This window comes from Pseudomonas sp. m6p, assembly GCF_055760375.1.
Genome location: NZ_CM147084.1, coordinates 1,789,983 through 1,810,671 on the forward strand (window position 1 = coordinate 1,789,983; position 20,689 = coordinate 1,810,671).

Sequence of the window (20,689 nt, forward strand, 5' to 3'; positions counted from 1 at the left end):
TCAGTCAGCATTAACGTTGAATGACGCACCGCATTCGCGAGCAGGCTCGCTCCCACAGTTGAAATGCAGCTCCTTCACGGATTGTCAGTGAGAACCGGCGGCTTTGTTGAGGTCGCTTTCAGCCCATTCGCTGTAGACACAGGCATCCGCCGTCGCCCAGCGCACTCGCACCGGGTCGCCAGCCTTGAGCGGCATGCCCGCCGCCGACAACGCTTTGACCGTCATCGAAGTCCCACCCGAAGTGACCACGCTGCACGTCTGGCTCTCACCAAGAAACAACACCTCCACAACCTGCGCCGACACCTCATTCCAGCCCGCCGCCAACGGCTCGTCGCTCGCCTGCTGCACGCTCAGCGCCACAGCCTTTTCCGGACGCACCATCAGCAGCACATCCTGATCGGTGTGCAACCCGGCGGTCAGTCGAATCGACAATGACTGTCCTTCAAACGAAGCCGCCGCATTGCCTTGCGCCTTGAGCTTGAGGAAGTTCGAGTTGCCGAGGAACGACGCGACAAACGCGTTCGGCGGATTCTGGTACAGGTCATAACCGCTGCCTAAACCCACAATCTTGCCGTGACTGAAAATCGCAATGCGCTGCGACAGGCGCATGGCTTCTTCCTGATCGTGGGTCACGTAGACGATGGTGATGCCCAGACGCCGATGCAGCTGGCGCAGTTCATCCTGCAAGTCTTCACGCAGTTTTTTATCCAGCGCTCCGAGGGGTTCGTCCATCAACAGAATGCGTGGCTCGTAGACCAGCGCGCGGGCGATGGCGACGCGTTGCTGTTGCCCGCCAGAGAGTTGCGAAGGGCGGCGATGAGCGAATTGTTCCAGTTGCACCAGCTTCAACATCGCATCGACACGCTTGTCACGTTCGGCGGCGGCGAGTTTGCGGATCGCCAGCGGAAAGGCGATGTTGTCGCGCACCGACAAATGCGGGAACAGCGAATAGCGCTGGAACACCATGCCGATGTCGCGCTTGTGCGGCGGCACGTTGACCAACGACTGACCGTTGACCAGGATCTCGCCGCTGCTTGGGGTTTCGAAGCCGGCGAGCATCGACAGCGTGGTGCTTTTGCCCGAGCCGCTGGAGCCGAGGAAGGTCAGGAACTCGCCGTCCTTGATGTCCAACGAGATGTTGTCGACGGCGGCAAAGTCGCCGTAGTGCTTGTTCAGGTTGCGCAGGCTGACCAGAGGTTTGTCGTTCTGCAGGGAGGCGTCTTTGATCACGGCACTCATGTCGTACTCCTGGGCGCTCAGGCGCTGATTTCGTTGCGCCGGCGCAGCGCGGCGGCGATCACCATGACCAATACCGACAGGCCGATCAGCAGCGTCGAAGCGACGGCGATCACCGGGGTCAGGTCCTGGCGCAAAGTGGTCCACATTTTCACGGGAAGGGTTTGCAGGGTCGGGCTGGCCATCATCACGCTGAGCACCACTTCGTCCCACGAAACCAGAAAGGCGAAGAGGGCGCCGGCGACCATGCCCGGACGGATCGCCGGAAAGGTCACCTTGAACACCGCTTGCAGGCGTGAGGCGCCGCAGATCACCGCCGCGTCTTCAATCGACTGATCGAACAGCTTCAGCGAGTTGATGATCGAGATGATGGTGAACGGCAGCGCGACGATCACATGGCTGACCACGAACGCGAACATGGTCCCTGTGTAACCGAGCTTGAGAAACAGCGCGTACACCGCCACGGCGATGATCACCAGCGGCACGATCATCGGCAGGGTGAACAGGCCGTAGAGCATTTCCCGACCGGGGAAGCGCCCGCGCACCAGAGCGAAGGCAGTCGGCAAACCAAGGGCCACGGCGCAAATCGTGGTCAGCACGGCAACCTTGAGGCTGGCCGCCGCAGCGTTCATCCAGTCGGCGTTGGAGAAGAACTGGCCGTACCATTTCAGCGTCCAGCCCGGCGGCGGGAACACCAGCCACTGCGACGAGCCGAACGACAGCAGGACGATGAACACGATCGGCAACAGCAGGAACAGACCGATCAACCCGGTGGTGGCGTACAAGCCGAAACGCATCCGCCGGCTCATGGCATTGGGAGTCAGGAGCATCTCGGTTTACCTCGCGTTGCTGGCGCCAACCGGGGATTCCGGCTGAAGCTTCAGGTAGAAGTAGAACAGCACCAGCGTGATCGCGATCAGCAACGCGGCGCCGGCACTGGCCAGGCCCCAGTTGAGGAACGATTGCACCTGCTGAATGATGAACTCCGGCAGCATCATGTTCTGCGCCCCGCCGAGCAGCGCCGGGGTGACGTAGTAACCGAGCGACATCACGAACACCATCAACCCGCCGGACGCCAGCCCCGGCCGGCACAGCGGCAGGAACACCCGGAAGAAGTTGGTCCAGGGACTGGCGCCACAGATCGAGCCGGCTTGCAGGATCATCGGGTCGATGGCCTGCATGGTTGCCTGCAACGGCAGGACGATGAACGGGATCATGATGTAACTCATGCCGATCACCACGCCGGTCAGGTTGTGCACCATTTCCAGCGGCTGATCGATGATGCCCAGCGCCATCAGCGCCTTGTTGATCACCCCCGAGGCCTGCAGCAATACCAGCCACGAATAGGTGCGGGCGAGCAGGCTGGTCCACATCGACAGCAGCACGATGTTGAGGATCCAGCGCCCCCAGCCGCGTGGCACCAGGGTAATCGCCCACGCCAGTGGAAAACCCAGCAACAGGCTGAAAATCGTCACCAGCCCGGCCACCGAAAAGGTGTTGAGCAGCACCCGCGCATACGCCGAGTTGGCGAACAGTTGTTCGTAGTTGCCAAGGCCGGGAGTCGGTTCCAGTACGCCGCGCAACAGCAGGCCAATCAACGGCGCGAGAAAGAACAGGCCGAGGAACAGCAGGGCCGGGACCAGGTTGCCGGCACCTTTCCAGCGTTGTCTGAAGGTGGGGGACGAGCCGGCAGCGCCAGTGGCGCTACCGGTCACCGTTGCGGGGCGGGGCGCAGTGGCCGCCATTTTCATTTGACCAGCCATTCGTTCCACCGTGTCGCGATGGCTTGACCGTTCTTGGCCCAGTACGCGAAATCAAGCGTGATTTGATCCTTGGCGTAGGCCGTCGGCAGGTTCGGGGCCAGCACCGAGTCCAGGCGCGCCACGCTGTCGACGTTGACCGGGGCGTAGGCGGTCAGGTTGGAGAAGTCCGCCTGGCCTTTGGCACTGCTGGCGTTGGCCAGAAACTTCATCGCCGCGTCCTTGTTTTTCGAGCCTTTTGGAATCACCAGAATGTCGGCCATGACCAGGTTCTGTTTCCAGCTCACACCGACGGGGGCGCCGTCTTCCTGCAGGGCGTGAATCCGGCCGTTCCAGAACTGACCCATGCTCGCTTCACCGGAGGCCAGCAGTTGCTGCGACTGCGCGCCACCGCCCCACCAGACGATGTCTTTCTTGATGGTGTCGAGTTTCTTGAAGGCGCGATCCAGATCCAGCGGGTAGAGCTTGTCAGCCGCTACGCCGTCGGCCAGCAGCGCCAGTTCGAGCACGCCGGGGCTTGGCCATTTATAGAGCGCGCGTTTGCCGGGATAGGTCTTGGTGTCGAACAGGGCGCTCCAGTCTTGCGGCTTGGCAGCGCCGAGCTTGCCCTCGTTGTAGCCGAGGACGAAGGAGAAGAAGAACGAGCCGACGCCGTAGTCGCTGACGAAACGCGGGTCGATCTTGTCGCGCTGGATGACGTTGAAATCGAGGGGTTCGAGCAGGCCTTCGGAAGCGGCGCGCAGGGCAAAGTCGGCTTCGACATCGACCACGTCCCATTGCACGTTGCCGCTCTCGACCATGGCCTTGAGTTTGCCGTAGTCGGTCGGGCCGTCCTGCACGACGGTGATGCCGCTGGCCTTGCTGAACGGATCGGCCCAGGCCTGTTTCTGCGCATCCTGGGTGCTACCGCCCCAGCTGACAAAGTTCACACTCTCGGCGGCCATTGCAGCCTGGCCGGTCACGCTCAGCAGTCCCGCAAAAAGGATTGCGGTTGCAGCTTTGTTCAACACCATTTTTACGCCCTCATTGTTGTGTTTTTGAGCGGGCTTGCGTTGTTGCCCGCCTGTCGGGAGCAGTAGCTGGACGGTTTTTCAGGTCGTCCGGTCTATGGAATATCATATTATGGTATTCCAAACTTTGTGCAAGCACTTTGCCTTACCGGTTATCTGCTCGCGTGTTGTTTATTGTCAGGGAAATGGGTGAACCGCGTTTTGTGGCGAGGGGATTTATCCCCGATGGGCCGCGAAGCGGCCCCTGAAATCAGCGATTGCGATGTGTCAGGTTGATCGCAATATCTGGTTTTACGACTGCTGCGCAGCCGATCGGGGCGGTGCGACGTTTCGCTAAATCCCCTCGCCACAGGGGATCTCCAGATCTGAGCGTTATTCGGTAAACGGAATGCTCTCCACCACCTCCAGGTCATACCCGGTCAGCCCCGCATACTTCAGCGGCGGCCCAAGATGGCGCAGTTTGCCGACGCCGAGGTTCTGCAGAATCTGCGCCCCGGTGCCGACCTCCGAGTAAATCCGCGATTGCGAACGACTGAACTGCCGTGGCGGCTGAGTCAGTTGCGGCACGCGCTCAAGCAGCGCCTGTGACGATTCATGATTGGCCAATACCACCACAACCCCATGACCTTCCGCCGCGACCCGTTGCAGCGCCGCCCACAGCGTCCAGTTGCTCGGCCCGCTGTACTCGGCGCCGACCAGATCACGCAGCGGATCGATCACATGCACGCGCACCAGCGTCGGCTCTTCGCGGCGCAGATCGCCCATGACCATCGCCATGTGCACGCCACCCTCGATGCGGTCTTCGAAGGTGATCAGGCGGAAGGTGCCATGCACCGTCGGCAACTCGCGCTCACCGATGCGTTCGACGGTGTGCTCGGTGCTCAGGCGATAGTGGATCAGATCGGCGATGGTGCCGATCTTGATCCCGTGCTTACGCGCGAACACTTCCAGATCCGGACGCCGGGCCATGGTGCCGTCGTCGTTCATCACCTCGACGATCACCGAGGCCGGGGTGAAACCGGCGAGGCGCGCCAGATCGCAACCGGCCTCGGTGTGGCCGGCGCGGGTCAGCACGCCGCCTTCCTTGGCGCGCAGCGGAAAGATATGGCCGGGTTGCACCAGGTCTTCGGCGCGAGCGTCTTTCGCCACAGCGGCCGCGACCGTGCGTGCGCGGTCAGCTGCAGAAATGCCAGTGGTGACGCCGACCGCCGCTTCAATCGATACGGTAAACGCGGTGCTGAACACGCTGCCATTGCTCGGCACCATCTGCTCAAGGCCCAGGCGCTGGCAGTGTTCGTCGGTCAACGTCAGGCAGATCAACCCACGTGCTTCACGGGCCATGAAGCTGATCGCCTCGGGCGTGCAGCAGTCGGCGGCCAGCAGCAGGTCGCCTTCGTTTTCCCGATCTTCATCATCGACCAGCAGGACCATTTTGCCGAGGCGATAATCTTCGAGGATTTCTTCGATGCTGTTGAAGGCCATGCTGGACTCTCAGGGTTTGTTCGAAATAATATTGGTATACCATAATACAAAATCAACAATGAGGTCACTATGAAGGCGTACTGGATTGCCCACGTGGATGTCGACGATGCCGAGCACTACAGCCAATACACCCAGCGCGCACCGAAGGCGTTCGCCGAATTCGGCGCGAAGTTTTTAGCGCGTGGCGGACGCAGCGAAGCACTGGAGGGCAGGCCTACTCCACAGCGTAGCGTGGTGATCGAGTTCGAGAGCTACGAGCAGGCGCTGGCGTGCTACCACTCGGCGGCGTATCAGGAGGCGAAACGTTATCGCGAGGAATGGGCGAGGGCGGAGATCGTTATCGTCGAAGGTCTGGCGCCGTAGCCATTGTAGGAGCTGCCGCAGGCTGCGATCTTTTGATCTTGTTTTTTAAAATCAAAGTCAAAAGATCGCAGCCTGCGGCAGCTCCTACAGGGGTGAGGTATCAGCGGATAAAGTGGATCTTGCCGCTGTCATCATTACCCATGTAGATCCCATACACCCCGGCCTGGCGTTCCTCGATATAGCGCTCGAGGATCTGCCGGATCGCCGGGTAGTAGATCTGCTCCCACGGAATGTCTTCAGGGGCAAAGAACTTGTAGTCGAGAGTCTCGGGCCCGTACTGCCCGGTGATCTCCAGCGCGATCGCGCGGAAGATGATGTACACCTCGCTGATTTTCGGCACGCTGAAGATCGAATACGGCGAGACGATTTCCGCACGTACGCCGCTTTCTTCCCAGACCTCGCGCAGGGCGGCCTGCTCGGTGGTTTCGCCGCTTTCCATGAAGCCGGCGGGCAGCGTCCAGGTGCCGGGGCGCGGCGGGATCGCCCGTTGGCACAACAGGTATTTGCCGTCCTGCTCGATGATGCAGCCGGCGATGATTTTCGGGTTCACATAATGGATGTAGCCGCAGCCGCGGCACATCAGGCGCTCGTGCGTATCGCCCGGCGGTACCTGCTGACCGAGGTCAGGGCCACCGCATTTAGGGCAAAAGCTCGGGCTGAACATGTCAGTGACCTATGCGCGGTTCTTTCAGCGCGATGGGCAGGGTGATCGTCGGCGTGGCGCCGGTCTCTTCCTGTTTGCGCTTCAGATAATCGAGGGCCACGGCGGCAGCGGCGCGTACGTGATCGACACAGGCCTGATGCGCCGCCAGCGGATCGCCGCTCTTGATCGCCTCGACCATTTTTTCCATCTCGTGGTTACTCGCGCCGCGCCGGTTTTCCTGGGACACCGAGGTCGCCCGCAGGTAGCTGATGCGCGCCTGCAACTGGCGCAACTGCGTGGCCGCAACATGGTTGCCCGAGCCTTCGAGCAGCACGTCGTAGAAGCCCTGCACCGAGTCGATCACCTGTTGCAGTTCGCCGTCCTTGAGTGCCTTGCGGTTCTCGTCGAGGGCTTTTTCCAGGGCCTTGATGTCCTTGGCCTTGGCGCGCAGGGTGAACAGCTGGACGATCAGGCCTTCGAGCACGCAGCGCAGTTCATAGATGTCGACTGCATCGGCGAGGGTGATGATCGCTACGCGCGGGCCTTTGGCATCGGCGAATTCGACCAGGCCTTCGGACTCCAGGTGACGCAAGGCTTCGCGCACCGACGTGCGACTGACACCGAGGCGATCGCACAGATCGCGCTCCACCAGACGATCGCCGGGCATGAGCTGGAAATTCATGATCGCGCTACGCAGTTTATCCAGCACGATTTCGCGCAGGGTAACGGGGTTGCGATTGACCTTGAAGCTGTCGTCGAGTGGCTGGCGTTTCATGGGGTCCGCTCTTTAAGTTGGCTGTCCATGCCAGACGGGCATCTAAACAGCCGAGGGGTTAACTGGAGGCCTCGGCGTCGGCTTCGGCGAAGGCTTCACGGGCGAGCCGGAAACTGTCCACGGCTGCCGGGACGCCGCAATAAATACCGACCTGAAGCAGAATTTCGCGTATTTGCTCACGACTCAGGCCGTTACGCAAGGCGCCGCGCACATGCAGCTTGAGTTCGTGCGGGCGGTTGAGCGCCGAGATCATCGCCAGGTTGATCATGCTGCGCTCCTTGAGCGACAAACCCTCACGGCCCCAGACATGGCCCCAGCAGTATTCGGTGACCATTTCCTGCAGCGGGCGGGTGAAGTCGTCGGCGTTCTCGATCGAGCGTTGCACGTAGGCTTCGCCCAGTACCTGGGTGCGGATTTTCAGGCCCTTTTCGTATTTTTCGTTACTCATCATTCCTCCTCGCACCACATATCCCTTTGCTGGAATGAACCCTGTGGTGAGGGGATTTATCCCCGATCGGCTGCGGAGCAGTCGTAAACCATTGCACGCGGTGTTTCTGGAAAAACGCGGGTGCAGGTTGTGGGGGCGCTTCGCACCCCATCGGGGATAAATCCCCTCACCACAATGGGCAGTTCCAAAGTGGGACCTATGTATCCATCAGGCCAGGGTCGGCAACGGCCCGAGCTTGCCCTTGTGATAAATCATCGGCGTCACCGGTTGCGCGGGCAGGATCAGGTGCTTCACCGCGCCGACAATGATCGCGTGATCACCACCGTCGTATTCACGCCACAACTCGCACTCGATGATTGCTGTGGCCTTGGCGAGGATCGGGTTACCCAGTTCGCTCAAGTGCCACTCGATGCCTTTGGCCTTGTCCTTGCCTTTGCCGGCGAAGGCGTAGGCCTCGGCGGTCTGCTCGGCGGACAGCAAATGGATCGCGAATTTCTGGCTGTCGCGCAGCACCGGGTAGGTGTCGGAGGCGTAGTTGGGGCAGAACAGCACCAGCGCCGGGTCAATCGACAGCGCACTGAAGGCGCTGGCGGTGATGCCGACGATGGCGCCCTCCGGGTCGAGGGTGGTGACCACCGTGACCCCGGACGGAAACGAGCTCATGACGTCTTTGTAAATGCCGGGTTCGATCATGTCGCAGGACTCCTAGCGCATCACAAACGGGTCAGGCATCGGGGCCTGAGAGAGATTGATCCACACCGTTTTCAGTTCGGTGTAGGCCAGCACCGAATCGATGCCGCTTTCGCGTCCATAGCCACTGTTCTTGAAACCGCCAATTGGCGCCATGGCCGATACCGCGCGGTAGGTGTTGACCCAGATGATCCCTGAGCGCACGTCCCGGGCCAGACGATGGGCGCGGCCCAGGTCGCGGGTCCAGATGCCGGCGGCAAGGCCGAACTGCGAGTCGTTGGCAATCGCCAGCGCTTCGGCTTCGTCCTTGAAGCGAATCACCGAAGCCACCGGGCCGAAGACTTCTTCTTGCATGATCTTCATCGAGTTGCGGTCGCACTCGAACAGCGTCGGCTCGTAGAACCAGCCGTCACCGAGGCCGGCCGGACGCTTGCCGCCGGTGCGCAACCGCGCGCCTTCAGCAATAGCGTCAGCCACCAGACCTTCGACCACCGCCAATTGCTGCGCGGTGGCCATCGGGCCCATTTCGCTGTGGTCTTCCTGCGGGTTGCCGATGCGGATGCGCTGGGCGCGTTCCACCAGGCGGTTGACGAACTCGTCGTAGATTTCGTCCTGCACCAGCAGGCGCGAACCGGACACGCAGCTCTGGCCCGAGGCGGCGTAGATCCCGGCGATGGCGCCGTTGATCGCGCTGTCCAGATCGGCGTCGGCGAAGATGATGTTCGGCGATTTGCCACCCAGTTCCAGCGACAGCTTGGCGAAGTTCTCGGCGCTGCTGCGCACCACATGCCGGGCCGTGGCCGCGCCGCCGGTGAAGGCGATCTTGCGGATCAGCGGATGGCGGGTGAGGGCGGCGCCGGTGCTCGGGCCGTAACCGGTGACAACGTTGACCACGCCCGGTGGAATCCCGGCTTCCAGCGCCAGACGCGCCAGCTCAAGGATGGTCGCCGAGGCGTGCTCGGACGGCTTGATCACGATGGTGTTGCCGGCGGCAAGGGCCGGCGCGAGTTTGATCGCGGTCAGGTACAGCGGGCTGTTCCAGGGAATGATCGCGGCGACCACGCCCATCGCTTCGTGCACGGTGTAGGCAAACAGGTCGGGCTTGTCCAGCGGCAGAGTGCCGCCTTCGAGCTTGTCGGCCAGACCTGCGGTGTAGTGGAAGAACTCCGGCAGATAACCGACCTGACCACGGGTTTCGCGGATCAGCTTGCCGTTGTCGCGGCTTTCCAGCTGCGCCAGTTGTTCCTTGTTTTCCGCGATCAGGTCACCGAGACGCCGCAGCAGTTTGCCGCGCGCGGTGGCGGTGAGGCCGCGCCAGGCCGGGCTGTCGAAGGCAGTCTGCGCCGCTTGCACGGCGCGTTCGACATCGGCTTCATCGGCGTCAGGCAGTTCGGCCCAGGCTTGCGCGCTGGCCGGGTTGAGGCTTTCGAAAGTCTTGCCGGAGAGGGCGTCGACCCATTCTCCGCCGATGCACATCTGGAAGCGTTGGAGTGTCATGCAACGATCCCCTTTATAGGGTTTTGTCGGGCGTGTGCGTAGTCGAGAAATTCCAGCAACGTCTGGTTGACCAGGCGCGGCGACTCTACCGGCATCATATGCCGTTGCTCGGGCAGTACCGCAACCTTCGCACCGGGGATGCGCCGGGCCAGTTGCTCGGCCATTTCCGGGGTGGAACCGGGGTCCAATTCGCCGGTGGCGATCAGCGTCGGCGCCTGGATGCTGCCGAGGTCGTCGGCGCGGTACATGTCCTGAGTGGCGAACAATTCATAGGTAGTCAGGTAACCCTGCGGGTCGTTGCCGGCCAGGGTCTGACGAATGGCCGCGATCTGCGCCGGGTTCGCCGCCTGATATTCGCGGCTGAACCAGCGCGACAGCGCCGCTTCGGCATTGGCGTCCGGCCCGTGTTCGGCGGCCTGCGCGGTGCGGGCGATGACCCCGGCGCGTTGTTCTTCGCTGCGGTTGAACACGCTGTTGAGCACCACCAGGCTTTGCAGGCGCTCCGGGTAATGCAGGGCAAACGCCCGCGCCACCAGGCCACCCATGGAAAAACCGATCACCGCTGCCTGGGGCAGATTCAAGTGATCGAGCAGTTCCAGCAACTGATCGGCATAACCGAGCAGGCCGGTGCCGCTGGCCGGGCGCGGGCTGGCGCCGTGACCGAGCATGTCGTAGGCGATCACCTGGTATTGGGCAGACAGGCCAACGATCTGGCCGCCCCACATTTCTTTGTTCAGGCCCACGCCGTGGATCAATACCACGGGCTGGCCTTGGCCGGTCGCCAGGTAACTGGTGCCAGCCGGGGTGAGTTCAGCGGTGAGCCGAATCATGGAGCGCTCCTGCAGTGCCTTTTTATTGTGATTACTGGGCTTTTTCGGCGGCCAGTTCTTCCAGATCGATGTAGCGGTTGCCGATGCGCGGGTGCAGGCGACCACCGTCGGCGCAACCGAGCACCACCACGATTTCGTCGGCACGCGGCGCGTCTTCGATCTGCATTTCCAGGGTGATGTAGTGCGAGCGCAGACCTTCGTCGTCCTTGTGCATCATCGGGATCTGGATCGACGTGCCCGGGCCGCCGCGCTTGTTGGTGAAGCTCAGGTAGCTCTTGGCCTTGACCGCTTCGCGGTAGTGGTTGCCGAAGCGCAGGGTGTGGATCACGGCCGAGGCGTGTTCGATTTCGCCGTCAGCGCCGACCACTGCCGCTTTGCCGTAAGCCTCGATCTTCTCGGCGCCACCGATGATGCCCACCAGACGCTCGACCATCATTGCGCCGAGGTCGGAGCAGTTGGCGCGGATTTGCGGTTTCAGGTCCTCGACGAAGCCGTTGCCGACCCACGGGTTCTTCATCACCACGGCCAGGCCAACCATGGTCACTGGCTTGTCAGTGGCCTTGCCGCCTTCGATGAAGGTTTCTTCGACATAGCTGACGATCTTGCGAATTTCGAAACTCATGAGCTGCTCCGTAGGGGAATTGAGAGTGTCTGTGCGTCTTATGGTATACCATAATACCGATCGTGCAAGTCCCCCACGCAAGATTTGCCGCATCGATCCGGCGAATGGCGGTGTATTCGCCTGCCATCCTCATCAATCCGCCACAACGCGATATCGATGTAGGAGCTGCGGCACGCTGCGATCTTTTGATCTTGTTTTTAAAAAACCGGATCAAAAGATCGCAGCGTGCCGCAGCTCCTACAGGGGGTTGTGTCGGGGTCATTTGGTTAACAAAAGATAACGTGGCGCCGATTGTCAGACGTTTCCAAAGCCCGATAGGATGAGCCAGCTTCCCAAGGCGCTCTGGACTGCGGGTTTCACGGCTATGCTTGTGACCCATCAGTCACCACGAGCACCCTTGCGGCGCCCTAAGGCCCAATGGCCTAACAATAATAAATAGGGGAAGAGGTCTATGAGTCGTTGCCGCCCGCCGGCGTTACGCAACACCGCGTTGCTGGCCACAGCACTCACACTGCTGGGCTGTGCTGCCTTGTCGGCACCCGTTCTGGCCGCCGAAGCGCCCGCCGACGGGGTGTATTCCACCGAATCGGCCAAAGCCGCCAAAAGCCTGATACTCGATGTTGTCCACGCCGGCACCCGGTTGGTGGCGGTGGGTGATCGCGGGCACATTCTCTATTCCGATGACCAGGGCAAGACCTGGACCCAGGCCAAGGTGCCGACCCGGCAACTGCTGACGGCGGTGTACTTCGTCGACGACAAGCACGGCTGGGCGGTCGGCCACGACGCGCAGATCCTCGCCAGCGCTGACGGCGGCCTGACCTGGAGCAAACAGTTCGAAGACCTCAAGCGCGAAGCACCGCTGCTCGACGTCTGGTTCCAGGACGTCAACCACGGCGTCGCCGTAGGCGCCTACGGTGCCTTGCTGGAAACCACCGACGGCGGCAAGAACTGGCAGGACGTCAGCGACCGCCTCGACAACCAGGACCAGTTCCACCTCAACGCCATCGCGGCGGTCAAGGACGCCGGGCTGTTCATCGTCGGCGAGCAGGGCAGCATGTTCCGCTCCCCGGACTGGGGCCAGACCTGGGAAAAACTCCAGGGCCCATATCAAGGCTCGCTGTTCGGCGTGATCGGCACCGCCCAGGCGCAGACCTTGTTGGCCTACGGCCTGCGCGGCAATCTCTATCGTTCCAGCGACTTCGGCAGCACCTGGCAGCAGGTCGAACTCAAGGCCGCGCGTGGTGCGCTGGAGTTCGGTCTGTCCGGCGCCACGCTGCTCGCCGACGGCTCGATCGTGATCGTCGGCAACGGCGGCTCGGTGATCAGCAGCAGCGACAACGGCGAAACCTTCAGCGTGTTCAACCGCCCGGACCGCATTTCGCTGTCCTCGGTGACAGCGGCCGGCGACGGCAATCTGATTCTGACCGGGCAGGGCGGCGTGCACACCACGCAGCCAAACGGCGCCGAAATCAATAATAAGAAGGCGGGGCTATGACTTCCTTGAGCACTCATCATCAGGACAAGGCGACGTTCCTCGAACGTCTGATTTTCAACAACCGCCCGGCCGTGATCCTGATCTGCCTGGTGGTCAGCATCTTCCTGTTCTGGCAGGCCACGCTGATTCGCCCCTCCACCAGTTTCGAAAAAATGATCCCGCTCAAGCATCCGTTCATCGAGAAGATGATGGAGCACCGCAACGATCTGGCGAACCTGGGCAACACCGTACGGATTTCGGTGGAAGCCAAGGACGGCGACATCTTCTCCAAGGAATACATGGAGACCCTGCGCCAGATCAACGACGAGGTGTTCTACATCTCCGGCGTCGACCGCTCCGGCCTCAAGTCGCTGTGGAGTCCGAGCGTACGCTGGACCGAAGTCACCGAAGAAGGCTTTGCCGGCGGCGAAGTGATCCCGCAGAGCTACGACGGCTCGCCGGACAGCCTCGACATGCTGCGCAACAACGTCCTCAAATCCGGGCAGGTCGGGCGCCTGGTGGCCAACGACTTCAAATCGAGCATCGTCGACATCCCGCTGCTGGAGTCCTACCCGGACCCGCAGGATCAGGGCAAGCTGCTGGCGCTGGACTACCGCCAGTTCTCCCATGAGCTCGAAGACAAGATCCGCAACAAGTTCGAAGCGCAGAACCCCAACGTCAAAATCCACATCGTCGGCTTCGCCAAGAAGGTCGGAGACCTGATCGACGGTCTGGTGATGGTGGTGATGTTCTTCGGCATCGCGTTCGTCATCACCCTGATTCTGCTGCTGTGGTTCACCAACTGCCTGCGCAGCACCATTGCGGTATTGAGCACCACGCTGGTGGCGGTGGTCTGGCAGCTCGGGCTGATGCACTTCTTCGGTTTCGGGCTGGATCCGTATTCGATGCTGGTGCCGTTCCTGATCTTCGCCATCGGCATTTCCCACGGCGTGCAGAAGATCAACGGCATCGCCCTGCAGTCGAGTGAGGCGGACAACGCCCTGACCGCGGCGCGGCGCACGTTCCGGCAACTGTTCCTGCCGGGGATGATCGCGATTCTCGCTGACGCCGTGGGCTTCATCACCCTGCTGATCATTGATATCGGGGTGATCCGCGAACTGGCGATCGGCGCGTCCATCGGCGTGGCGGTGATTGTGTTCACCAACCTGATCCTGCTGCCGGTGGCGATTTCCTATGTCGGCATCAGCAAGCGTGCGATTGCCAAGAGCAAGAAGGACGCGAATCGCGAACATCCGTTCTGGCGCCTGCTGTCGAATTTCGCCAGCCCGAAAGTCGCCCCGGTTTCGATTGCTCTGGCGCTGCTCGCCTTCGGCGGCGGCCTCTGGTACAGCCAGAACCTGAAGATCGGCGACCTCGACCAGGGCGCGCCGGAGCTGCGTCCGGACTCGCGCTACAACAAGGACAACAACTTCATCATCAACAACTATTCCACCAGTTCCGACGTGCTGGTGGTGATGGTCAAGACCGCCACCGAGGGCTGCTCGCGCTACGAAGCGATGGCGCCGATCGACGAACTGATGTGGAAGATGCAGAACACCGAGGGCGTGCAGTCGGCGATCTCGCTGGTGACCGTATCCAAGCAGATGATCAAGGGCATGAACGAGGGCAACCTGAAATGGGAAACCCTGTCGCGCAACCCGGACGTGCTGAACAACTCGATCGCCCGCGCCGACGGCCTGTACAACAACAGCTGTTCGCTGGCGCCGGTGTTGATTTTCCTCAACGACCACAAGGCCGAAACCCTCGACCGCGCGGTGCATGCGGTGCAGGAATTCGCCAAGGCCAACAACAAGGACGGTCTGGAATTCATCCTCGCCGCCGGTAACGCCGGGATCGAAGCGGCCACCAACGAGGTGATCAAACAGGCCGAGCTGACCATCCTGATCCTGGTGTACATCTGCGTCGCAGTGATGTGCATGATCACCTTCCGTTCATGGGCGGCGACCCTGTGCATCGTCCTGCCGCTGGTGCTGACCTCGGTGCTGGGCAACGCGCTGATGGCGTTCATGGGCATCGGCGTCAAAGTCGCGACCCTGCCGGTGGTGGCACTGGGCGTGGGGATTGGCGTGGACTACGGCATCTACATCTACAGCCGTCTGGAGAGTTTCCTGCGTGCCGGTCTGCCGTTGCAGGAAGCCTATTACCAGACCCTGAAATCCACCGGTAAAGCGGTGCTGTTCACCGGCCTGTGCCTGGCCATCGGCGTGTGCACCTGGATCTTCTCGGCGATCAAGTTCCAGGCCGACATGGGCCTGATGCTGACCTTCATGTTGCTGTGGAACATGTTCGGTGCGCTGTGGCTGTTGCCGGCCCTGGCCAAGTTCTTGATCAAGCCGGAGAAACTGGCGGGGCAGAAGGGCAATTCGCTGTTTGCTCACTGATCCGGATGCCTGAAACGACAAGCCGCAACCTCAGGGTTGCGGCTTTTTTGTAGCTCAAGATCAAAAGATCGCAGCCTTCGGCAGCTCCTACATGGGCACAAGTACACCCGATATTCACCGGTGCACATGATCCCTGTAGGAGCTGCCGAAGGCTGCGATCTTTTGACTTTGCTTCAAGAGAACTCGGTGCCGAGCACCGCACTCAACGCACTGCGCGCATCATCCAGCTGCACCAGCGTCGCGTGGCGGGCACCCAGTGCATCGCGGTTCTCGATCGCCGTAAGAATCGCCTTGTGCCGCGGCAACGCCAGTTCATGCAGATTCGGTCGCTGGTTGGAATGCTTCAACGCCTCGGCAATCGCCACCGAAAGCATGTTGCACAGGTTCGCCAGCAAATCGTTGTGCGTCGCATCGGCAATCCGGCTATGGAAGTCCAGGTCCGGTTGCAGCAAGGCTTCCGGTGTCGGCGCGGCTTCCATGCGTTGATAGGCCTCGCCGATGGCGGTGATGTCGGCCTCGGTCGCGTGCTGGGCGGCGAGGGCGGCAGCGGCCGGTTCGATGATGCTGCGCACGCTGGTCAGCACATTGAAGAATTCATTCTGCGGACTGCTTTGCATCAGCCAGTGCAGCACGTCCGGGTCGAGCATGTGCCATTCGCGACGGGCCTTGACCACCGTGCCAACACGCGGTTTGGAGTACACCAGCCCCTTGGCCACCAGCACTCGCGTGGCTTCGCGCAACACCGGGCGGCTGACCGCGTATTCCTCGCACAGCAGTGCTTCGGCGGGCAGTTTGTCGTCGGGCAAAAAGCGTCCGGAGACGATCTGCATGCCCAGTTCCTGGACAATGCGCGAGTGCATGCTTTTACGGTCGGAAGGTTTGCGGTAATCCATGGGGAACGGCGCGATCCTGAGCGATGGAGATGCCGCGCATCATAGCAGGCACGGGCGGTGGGCGATCCAGCCCTTGAAAAGATCGCAGCCTGCGGCAGCTCCTACAGGGAAATGCATTCCAAGGTAGGAGCTGCCGCAGGCTGCGATCTTTTGATCTTAATGAGAATGGCGCGGCACTTCGGCCCCTCGGCAACCCACCAGGAAGTCAAAGTCACAACCCTGATCCGCCTGCAACACATGGTCGATGTACAGCTGACGATAGCCGCCGACCAGTAGCTGCTGCGGTGGCTGCAGATCCGCCATGCGCGCTGCCAGTTCGGCATCCGGAATGTCCAGATGCAAACGCCCGCTGGCGCAATCGAGCTCGATCCAGTCGCCTTCCTGCACCACCGCCAATGGCCCACCGGCAGCGGCTTCCGGGGCAACGTGCAAAACCACGGTGCCGTACGCGGTGCCGCTCATCCGCGCATCCGAGATGCGCACCATGTCGGTCACGCCTTGGGCCAGCAGCTTGGCCGGCAAGCCCATGTTGCCCACCTCGGCCATGCCTGGATAACCCTTCGGCCCGCAGTTTTTCATCACCAGAATCGAGTCTTTATCGACATCCAGCTCCGGATCATTGATCCGCGCCTTGTACATGTCGAAGTTCTCGAACACTACTGCGCGTCCACGATGCTGCATCAATTCCGGGGTCGCGGCGGACGGCTTGAGTACCGCACCCAGCGGCGCCAGGTTGCCGCGCAATACACAGATACCGCCGTCCGCGCGGATCGGATTGTCGAGGGTGCGGATCACTTCGTCCTCGCCATAGATCGGCGCGTCCTTGGTGTTCTCGCCCAGCGATTTACCGTTAACGGTCAGCGCGTTCGGATTGGGGATCAGATTGGCCTCACCGAGACGCCGCAGCACCGCCGGCAAACCACCGGCGTAGTAAAACTCTTCCATCAGGAAACGCCCGGACGGTTGCAGGTCGACGATGGTCGGCATGCCGCGCCCGATGCGCGTCCAGTCATCCAGATCCAACTCGACGCCGATGCGCCCGGCGATGGCTTTCAGGTGAATCACCGCGTTGGTCGAACCGCCGATCGCCGCGTTGACCCGAATGGCGTTTTCAAAGGCTTCCTTGGTCAGGATCTTCGACAGGCGCAAATCTTCGCGCACCATCTCCACTGCGCGCATGCCGGACATATGCGCCAACACGTAACGTCGCGCATCCACCGCCGGAATCGCCGCGTTGTGCGGCAGGGACGTGCCGAGTGCTTCGGCCATGCAGGCCATGGTCGACGCGGTGCCCATGGTGTTGCAGGTGCCCGCCGAGCGTGACATGCCGCCCTCGGCTGCAAGGAAATCGTCAATGGTGATGGTGCCGGCCTTGACCTGCTCGCTGAGCTGCCACACAACCGTGCCGGAACCGATGTCCTTGCCCTTGTGCTTGCCGTTGAGCATCGGCCCGCCGGTGACGACGATCGCCGGCACGTCGCAACTGGCCGCGCCCATCAGCAGCGCCGGGGTGGTTTTGTCGCAGCCGGTCAGCAGCACCACGCCGTCAATCGGGTTGCCGCGAATCGCTTCTTCGACGTCCATGCTCGCCAGGTTGCGGGTGAGCATGGCGGTCGGGCGCAGGTTCGACTCGCCATTGGAGAACACCGGGAATTCCACCGGAAAGCCACCGGCCTCGATCACGCCGCGTTTGACGTGCTCGGCAATCTGGCGGAAATGCGCGTTGCACGGGGTCAGTTCCGACCAGGTGTTGCAGATGCCGATGATCGGCTTGCCGTGGAACTGGTGGTCGGCGATGCCCTGATTCTTCATCCAGCTGCGGTACATGAAGCCGTTCTTGTCGGCCGTGCCAAACCATTGGGCGGAGCGCAGGGTGGGTTTCTTCTCAGACATGATCGATTCTCTTATTGTAAGACTATTGTTTGCAAGTCATGGCTAAACATAAGCGCAAAATCGCAGCTTTGGAAGTGTTGTTGGGTAATTAGTAATACTATATAGTCGTTTTCGACGGAGGGATTGGCCCTGGCGATTTTTCGCGAGAGGCGTCCCCCGAGGTTCTATAAAAACAACAATCGGAGACCGATCCCATGAGCCAGGAATTGCGGCTTATCCGCCGCATCACGCTGAAACTGATTCCCTTCCTGATCCTGCTGTACCTGATCGCCTATGTGGATCGCTCCGCCGTCGGCTTCGCCAAGCTGCACATGGGCGCTGACATCGGCATCGGTGATGCGGCCTACGGTCTCGGTGCCGGGCTGTTTTTCATTGGCTACTTTCTTCTCGAAATTCCCAGCAACCTGATGCTCGAACGCTTCGGTGCGCGGCGCTGGTTCGCGCGGATCATGATCACCTGGGGCGCGATCACCATCGGCATGGCGTTCGTCCAGGGCCCGCACAGTTTCTACGTGATGCGCTTTCTGCTCGGCGCGGCGGAGGCGGGGTTCTTTCCCGGTGTTCTGTACTACATCACCCAATGGTTCCCGGTGCGCCATCGCGGCAAGATCCTCGGCCTGTTCATCCTCTCCCAACCGATCGCGATGATGATCACCGGCCCGGTGTCCGGTGGTTTGCTCGGTATGGACGGCATCCTCGGGCTACACGGCTGGCAGTGGCTGTTCATCGTCATCGGCACCCCGGCGATCCTGCTGACCTGGCCGGTCCTGCGCTGGCTACCCGATGGCCCGCAAAACGTGAAGTGGATGGATCAGGCCGAGAAAGACTGGCTGACCGGCGAGCTGAAAAAGGATTTGCAGGAATACGGCCAGACCCGTCACGGCAACCCGCTGCATGCACTCAAGGACAAACGGGTGTTGCTGCTGGCGCTGTTTTACCTGCCGGTGACGCTGAGCATTTATGGCCTTGGCCTGTGGCTGCCGACGCTGATCAAACAGTTTGGCGGCAGCGATCTGGTGACCGGTTTCGTCTCGTCGGTGCCCTACATCTTCGGCATCGTCGGCCTGCTGATCGTGCCTCGCAGTTCCGACCGCATGAATGATCGCTACGGTCATCTCGCGGTGCTTTATGTGCTGGGTGCACTGGGCCTGTTTTTCAGCGCCTGGCTGACCCTGCCGGTGGCACAACTGGCGGCGCTGTGTCTGGTGGCGTTCGCGCTGTTTTCCTGCACGGCGGTGTTCTGGACCTTGCCGGGGCGGTTCTTTGCCGGCGCGAGTGCGGCAGCGGGGATCGCCTTGATCAACTCGGTGGGCAACCTCGGCGGCTACATCGGGCCGTTCGTGATTGGCGCGTTGAAGGAATACACCGGGAATCTGGGTTCGGGGTTGTATTTCCTCAGCGCAGTGATGGTGTTCGGTTTGATTTTGACCGGCGTGGTTTACCGCGTGCTTGAGCGCAAACACGTCCTGCCAACCGAGCAATTCGCCGCCAGCGCACGCGGTGCCACCCGAACCTGATATCAAACGAACCATCACCGCAAACCCTGTGGGAGCTGGCTTGCCAGCGATAGCGGCGGCACATCCAACATAGCGGTATCTGACAGATTGCTATCGCTGGCAAGCCAGCTCCCACAGGGTTTTGCAGTGTTTCGAAGTTTTGTTTACAGGAGAAATTTATGCATCTGGTTCAATTCGAATTGATCAACGGCGAGCGCCGCGTCGGTGTGGTCGACAACGGTCTGATCCGCGACGTGCAGGACGCCCGTAGCGTACGCGATCTCGCGCTGGCCGCCATCGAAGCCGGCGGCACTCTGGAGCAGCAAGTACAAACCCACGGCCTGGGCATCAGTCATGACTACGCCGAGCTGCTGAGCACGCGGCGAATTCTGCCACCGCTGGATCACCCGGACCCGGCGCACCTGCTGGTCAGCGGTACCGGCCTCACGCATCTGGGCAGCGCCTCGGCGCGGGACAAGATGCACCAGCAGGCCGGCGACGAAGCGCAAATGACCGACACCATGCGCATCTTCAAATGGGGCGTGGAGGGCGGCAAACCGGCGGCAGGGCAGGCCGGTGTGCAACCGGAATGGTTCTACAAGGGCGACGGCAGCATCGTCGTGCGTCCGGGCGAAGCCTTCCCGTTGCCGCCGTTCGCCGAAGATGCCGGCGAGGAGCCGGAAATGGCCGGGCTCTACGTCATCGGCCACGACGGCAAACCGTATCGCCTCGGTTTCGCCGTGGGTAACGAGTTCTCCGATCACGTCATGGAGCGCAAGAACTACCTGTACCTGGCCCACTCGAAACTGCGCAGTTGCAGCTACGGCCCGGAACTGCGCACCGGCGAATTGCCGCAGCATCTGGCCGGCAACAGTCGCATTCTGCGTAACGGCGAAGTGCTGTGGCAGAACGAATTCCTCAGTGGCGAGGCCAACATGTGCCACAGCCTCGCCAACCTCGAATACCACCACTTCAAGTACCGCCAGTTCCTGCGCCCGGGCGACGTGCACATTCACTTCTTCGGCACGGCGACCCTGTCGTTCGCCGATGGCGTTCGCACCCAACCGGGCGACCAGTTTGAAATCAGCCAGGCCGAATTCGGCGCCCCGCTGGTCAACGGCATTGCGCCGGCAGCAGCGGCCTTTCAACCGGACAGCATCGGCACCCTTTAAGGA

At 61.5% G+C, this 20,689-nt stretch carries 19 protein-coding genes; 5 read left to right on the forward strand and 14 right to left on the reverse strand.

All coding sequences use genetic code 11. The features are described from left to right. Positions 1-84 precede the first annotated feature (84 nt). The 5 genes from ACYZUM_RS08190 to ribBA form a co-directional block, all read right to left on the reverse strand. Positions 85-1,239 (reverse strand): ABC transporter ATP-binding protein, encoded by a 1,155-nt coding sequence (locus tag ACYZUM_RS08190; protein ID WP_108182457.1) that lies wholly within the window; start codon positions 1,237-1,239, stop codon positions 85-87. A 17-nt stretch (positions 1,240-1,256) separates the two neighbouring features. Next, positions 1,257-2,066, reverse strand: coding sequence for an ABC transporter permease (locus ACYZUM_RS08195; protein WP_025111627.1), 810 nt, complete (start codon positions 2,064-2,066; stop codon positions 1,257-1,259). 6 nt (positions 2,067-2,072) lie between these two features. Continuing rightward, the gene (locus ACYZUM_RS08200) at positions 2,073-2,987 is read right to left on the reverse strand and encodes an ABC transporter permease (RefSeq protein ID WP_041062560.1); all 915 of its coding nucleotides are present in this window, start codon (positions 2,985-2,987) and stop codon (positions 2,073-2,075) included. Continuing rightward, positions 2,984-4,009: an ABC transporter substrate-binding protein gene (locus tag ACYZUM_RS08205; RefSeq protein WP_108182459.1), complete on the reverse strand. Its 1,026-nt coding sequence runs from the start codon at positions 4,007-4,009 to the stop codon at positions 2,984-2,986. The genes ACYZUM_RS08200 and ACYZUM_RS08205 overlap by 4 nt, the downstream gene beginning before the upstream one ends. Before the next feature lie 369 nt (positions 4,010-4,378). Then, positions 4,379-5,488 (reverse strand): bifunctional 3,4-dihydroxy-2-butanone-4-phosphate synthase/GTP cyclohydrolase II, encoded by a 1,110-nt coding sequence (ribBA, locus tag ACYZUM_RS08210; RefSeq protein WP_108182460.1) that lies wholly within the window; start codon positions 5,486-5,488, stop codon positions 4,379-4,381. A gap of 69 nt (positions 5,489-5,557) precedes the next feature. Here ribBA and ACYZUM_RS08215 point away from each other — a divergent pair, with 69 nt between their 5' ends. Next, the gene (locus ACYZUM_RS08215) at positions 5,558-5,851 is read left to right on the forward strand and encodes a DUF1330 domain-containing protein (protein WP_108182461.1); all 294 of its coding nucleotides are present in this window, start codon (positions 5,558-5,560) and stop codon (positions 5,849-5,851) included. Between the two features lie 100 nt (positions 5,852-5,951). On the opposite strand, the gene ACYZUM_RS08220 is transcribed toward ACYZUM_RS08215, so the two are convergent. The 7 genes from ACYZUM_RS08220 to ACYZUM_RS08250 all read right to left on the reverse strand — a co-directional run bounded on the left by ACYZUM_RS08220 (position 5,952) and on the right by ACYZUM_RS08250 (position 11,356). Beyond that, complete coding sequence (locus ACYZUM_RS08220; protein ID WP_041062549.1) at positions 5,952-6,515, reverse strand: NUDIX hydrolase; 564 nt, start codon at positions 6,513-6,515, stop codon at positions 5,952-5,954. A gap of 1 nt (position 6,516) precedes the next feature. Beyond that, positions 6,517-7,269: a GntR family transcriptional regulator gene (locus ACYZUM_RS08225; RefSeq protein WP_108182462.1), complete on the reverse strand. Its 753-nt coding sequence runs from the start codon at positions 7,267-7,269 to the stop codon at positions 6,517-6,519. Positions 7,270-7,327: 58 nt separating this feature from the next. Next, a complete protein-coding gene (locus tag ACYZUM_RS08230) occupies positions 7,328-7,717 on the reverse strand; it encodes a carboxymuconolactone decarboxylase family protein (RefSeq protein WP_007968634.1) in 390 nt (129 codons plus the stop codon). A gap of 207 nt (positions 7,718-7,924) precedes the next feature. Next, a complete protein-coding gene (locus tag ACYZUM_RS08235; RefSeq protein WP_108182463.1) occupies positions 7,925-8,410 on the reverse strand; it encodes a flavin reductase family protein in 486 nt (161 codons plus the stop codon). A gap of 12 nt (positions 8,411-8,422) precedes the next feature. Next, the gene (locus ACYZUM_RS08240; RefSeq protein ID WP_086790934.1) at positions 8,423-9,904 is read right to left on the reverse strand and encodes an aldehyde dehydrogenase; all 1,482 of its coding nucleotides are present in this window, start codon (positions 9,902-9,904) and stop codon (positions 8,423-8,425) included. Beyond that, complete coding sequence (locus ACYZUM_RS08245; protein ID WP_041062533.1) at positions 9,901-10,734, reverse strand: alpha/beta fold hydrolase; 834 nt, start codon at positions 10,732-10,734, stop codon at positions 9,901-9,903. Before ACYZUM_RS08245 ends, ACYZUM_RS08240 begins: the two co-directional genes overlap by 4 nt. A 31-nt stretch (positions 10,735-10,765) precedes the next feature. Next, the gene (locus ACYZUM_RS08250; RefSeq protein ID WP_007968626.1) at positions 10,766-11,356 is read right to left on the reverse strand and encodes an amino acid synthesis family protein; all 591 of its coding nucleotides are present in this window, start codon (positions 11,354-11,356) and stop codon (positions 10,766-10,768) included. A gap of 451 nt (positions 11,357-11,807) precedes the next feature. On the opposite strand from ACYZUM_RS08250, the gene ACYZUM_RS08255 reads away from it, so the two are divergent. Both ACYZUM_RS08255 and ACYZUM_RS08260 read left to right on the forward strand, forming a co-directional pair. Next, positions 11,808-12,851 (forward strand): WD40/YVTN/BNR-like repeat-containing protein, encoded by a 1,044-nt coding sequence (locus tag ACYZUM_RS08255; RefSeq protein WP_108182464.1) that lies wholly within the window; start codon positions 11,808-11,810, stop codon positions 12,849-12,851. Next, entirely contained in the window at positions 12,848-15,232 is a 2,385-nt protein-coding gene (locus tag ACYZUM_RS08260; protein ID WP_086790937.1) for an efflux RND transporter permease subunit, read from the forward strand. Before ACYZUM_RS08255 ends, ACYZUM_RS08260 begins: the two co-directional genes overlap by 4 nt. A 173-nt stretch (positions 15,233-15,405) precedes the next feature. On the opposite strand, the gene ACYZUM_RS08265 is transcribed toward ACYZUM_RS08260, so the two are convergent. Further along, entirely contained in the window at positions 15,406-16,125 is a 720-nt protein-coding gene (locus ACYZUM_RS08265; protein ID WP_108182465.1) for a FadR/GntR family transcriptional regulator, read from the reverse strand. 156 nt (positions 16,126-16,281) lie between these two features. Next, positions 16,282-18,018 (reverse strand): IlvD/Edd family dehydratase, encoded by a 1,737-nt coding sequence (locus ACYZUM_RS08270; RefSeq protein WP_027613081.1) that lies wholly within the window; start codon positions 18,016-18,018, stop codon positions 16,282-16,284. 194 nt (positions 18,019-18,212) lie between these two features. Here ACYZUM_RS08270 and ACYZUM_RS08275 point away from each other — a divergent pair, with 194 nt between their 5' ends. Next, positions 18,213-19,535: an MFS transporter gene (locus tag ACYZUM_RS08275; protein ID WP_108182466.1), complete on the forward strand. Its 1,323-nt coding sequence runs from the start codon at positions 18,213-18,215 to the stop codon at positions 19,533-19,535. Between the two features lie 158 nt (positions 19,536-19,693). Beyond that, entirely contained in the window at positions 19,694-20,686 is a 993-nt protein-coding gene (araD1, locus tag ACYZUM_RS08280; RefSeq protein ID WP_108182467.1) for an AraD1 family protein, read from the forward strand. The last annotated feature ends 3 nt before the right edge of the window (positions 20,687-20,689 follow it).

Bases quoted from the DNA above. Each gene is read 5' to 3' on its own strand.
- ACYZUM_RS08190 (WP_108182457.1), bottom strand. From the start codon at position 1,239: ATGAGTGCCGTGATCAAAGACGCCTCCCTGCAGAACGACAAACCTCTG.
- ACYZUM_RS08195 (WP_025111627.1), bottom strand. From the start codon at position 2,066: ATGCTCCTGACTCCCAATGCCATGAGCCGGCGGATGCGTTTCGGCTTG.
- ACYZUM_RS08200 (WP_041062560.1), bottom strand. From the start codon at position 2,987: ATGAAAATGGCGGCCACTGCGCCCCGCCCCGCAACGGTGACCGGTAGC.
- ACYZUM_RS08205 (WP_108182459.1), bottom strand. From the start codon at position 4,009: ATGGTGTTGAACAAAGCTGCAACCGCAATCCTTTTTGCGGGACTGCTG.
- ribBA (WP_108182460.1), bottom strand. From the start codon at position 5,488: ATGGCCTTCAACAGCATCGAAGAAATCCTCGAAGATTATCGCCTCGGC.
- ACYZUM_RS08215 (WP_108182461.1), top strand. From the start codon at position 5,558: ATGAAGGCGTACTGGATTGCCCACGTGGATGTCGACGATGCCGAGCAC.
- ACYZUM_RS08220 (WP_041062549.1), bottom strand. From the start codon at position 6,515: ATGTTCAGCCCGAGCTTTTGCCCTAAATGCGGTGGCCCTGACCTCGGT.
- ACYZUM_RS08225 (WP_108182462.1), bottom strand. From the start codon at position 7,269: ATGAAACGCCAGCCACTCGACGACAGCTTCAAGGTCAATCGCAACCCC.
- ACYZUM_RS08230 (WP_007968634.1), bottom strand. From the start codon at position 7,717: ATGAGTAACGAAAAATACGAAAAGGGCCTGAAAATCCGCACCCAGGTA.
- ACYZUM_RS08235 (WP_108182463.1), bottom strand. From the start codon at position 8,410: ATGATCGAACCCGGCATTTACAAAGACGTCATGAGCTCGTTTCCGTCC.
- ACYZUM_RS08240 (WP_086790934.1), bottom strand. From the start codon at position 9,904: ATGACACTCCAACGCTTCCAGATGTGCATCGGCGGAGAATGGGTCGAC.
- ACYZUM_RS08245 (WP_041062533.1), bottom strand. From the start codon at position 10,734: ATGATTCGGCTCACCGCTGAACTCACCCCGGCTGGCACCAGTTACCTG.
- ACYZUM_RS08250 (WP_007968626.1), bottom strand. From the start codon at position 11,356: ATGAGTTTCGAAATTCGCAAGATCGTCAGCTATGTCGAAGAAACCTTC.
- ACYZUM_RS08255 (WP_108182464.1), top strand. From the start codon at position 11,808: ATGAGTCGTTGCCGCCCGCCGGCGTTACGCAACACCGCGTTGCTGGCC.
- ACYZUM_RS08260 (WP_086790937.1), top strand. From the start codon at position 12,848: ATGACTTCCTTGAGCACTCATCATCAGGACAAGGCGACGTTCCTCGAA.
- ACYZUM_RS08265 (WP_108182465.1), bottom strand. From the start codon at position 16,125: ATGGATTACCGCAAACCTTCCGACCGTAAAAGCATGCACTCGCGCATT.
- ACYZUM_RS08270 (WP_027613081.1), bottom strand. From the start codon at position 18,018: ATGTCTGAGAAGAAACCCACCCTGCGCTCCGCCCAATGGTTTGGCACG.
- ACYZUM_RS08275 (WP_108182466.1), top strand. From the start codon at position 18,213: ATGAGCCAGGAATTGCGGCTTATCCGCCGCATCACGCTGAAACTGATT.
- araD1 (WP_108182467.1), top strand. From the start codon at position 19,694: ATGCATCTGGTTCAATTCGAATTGATCAACGGCGAGCGCCGCGTCGGT.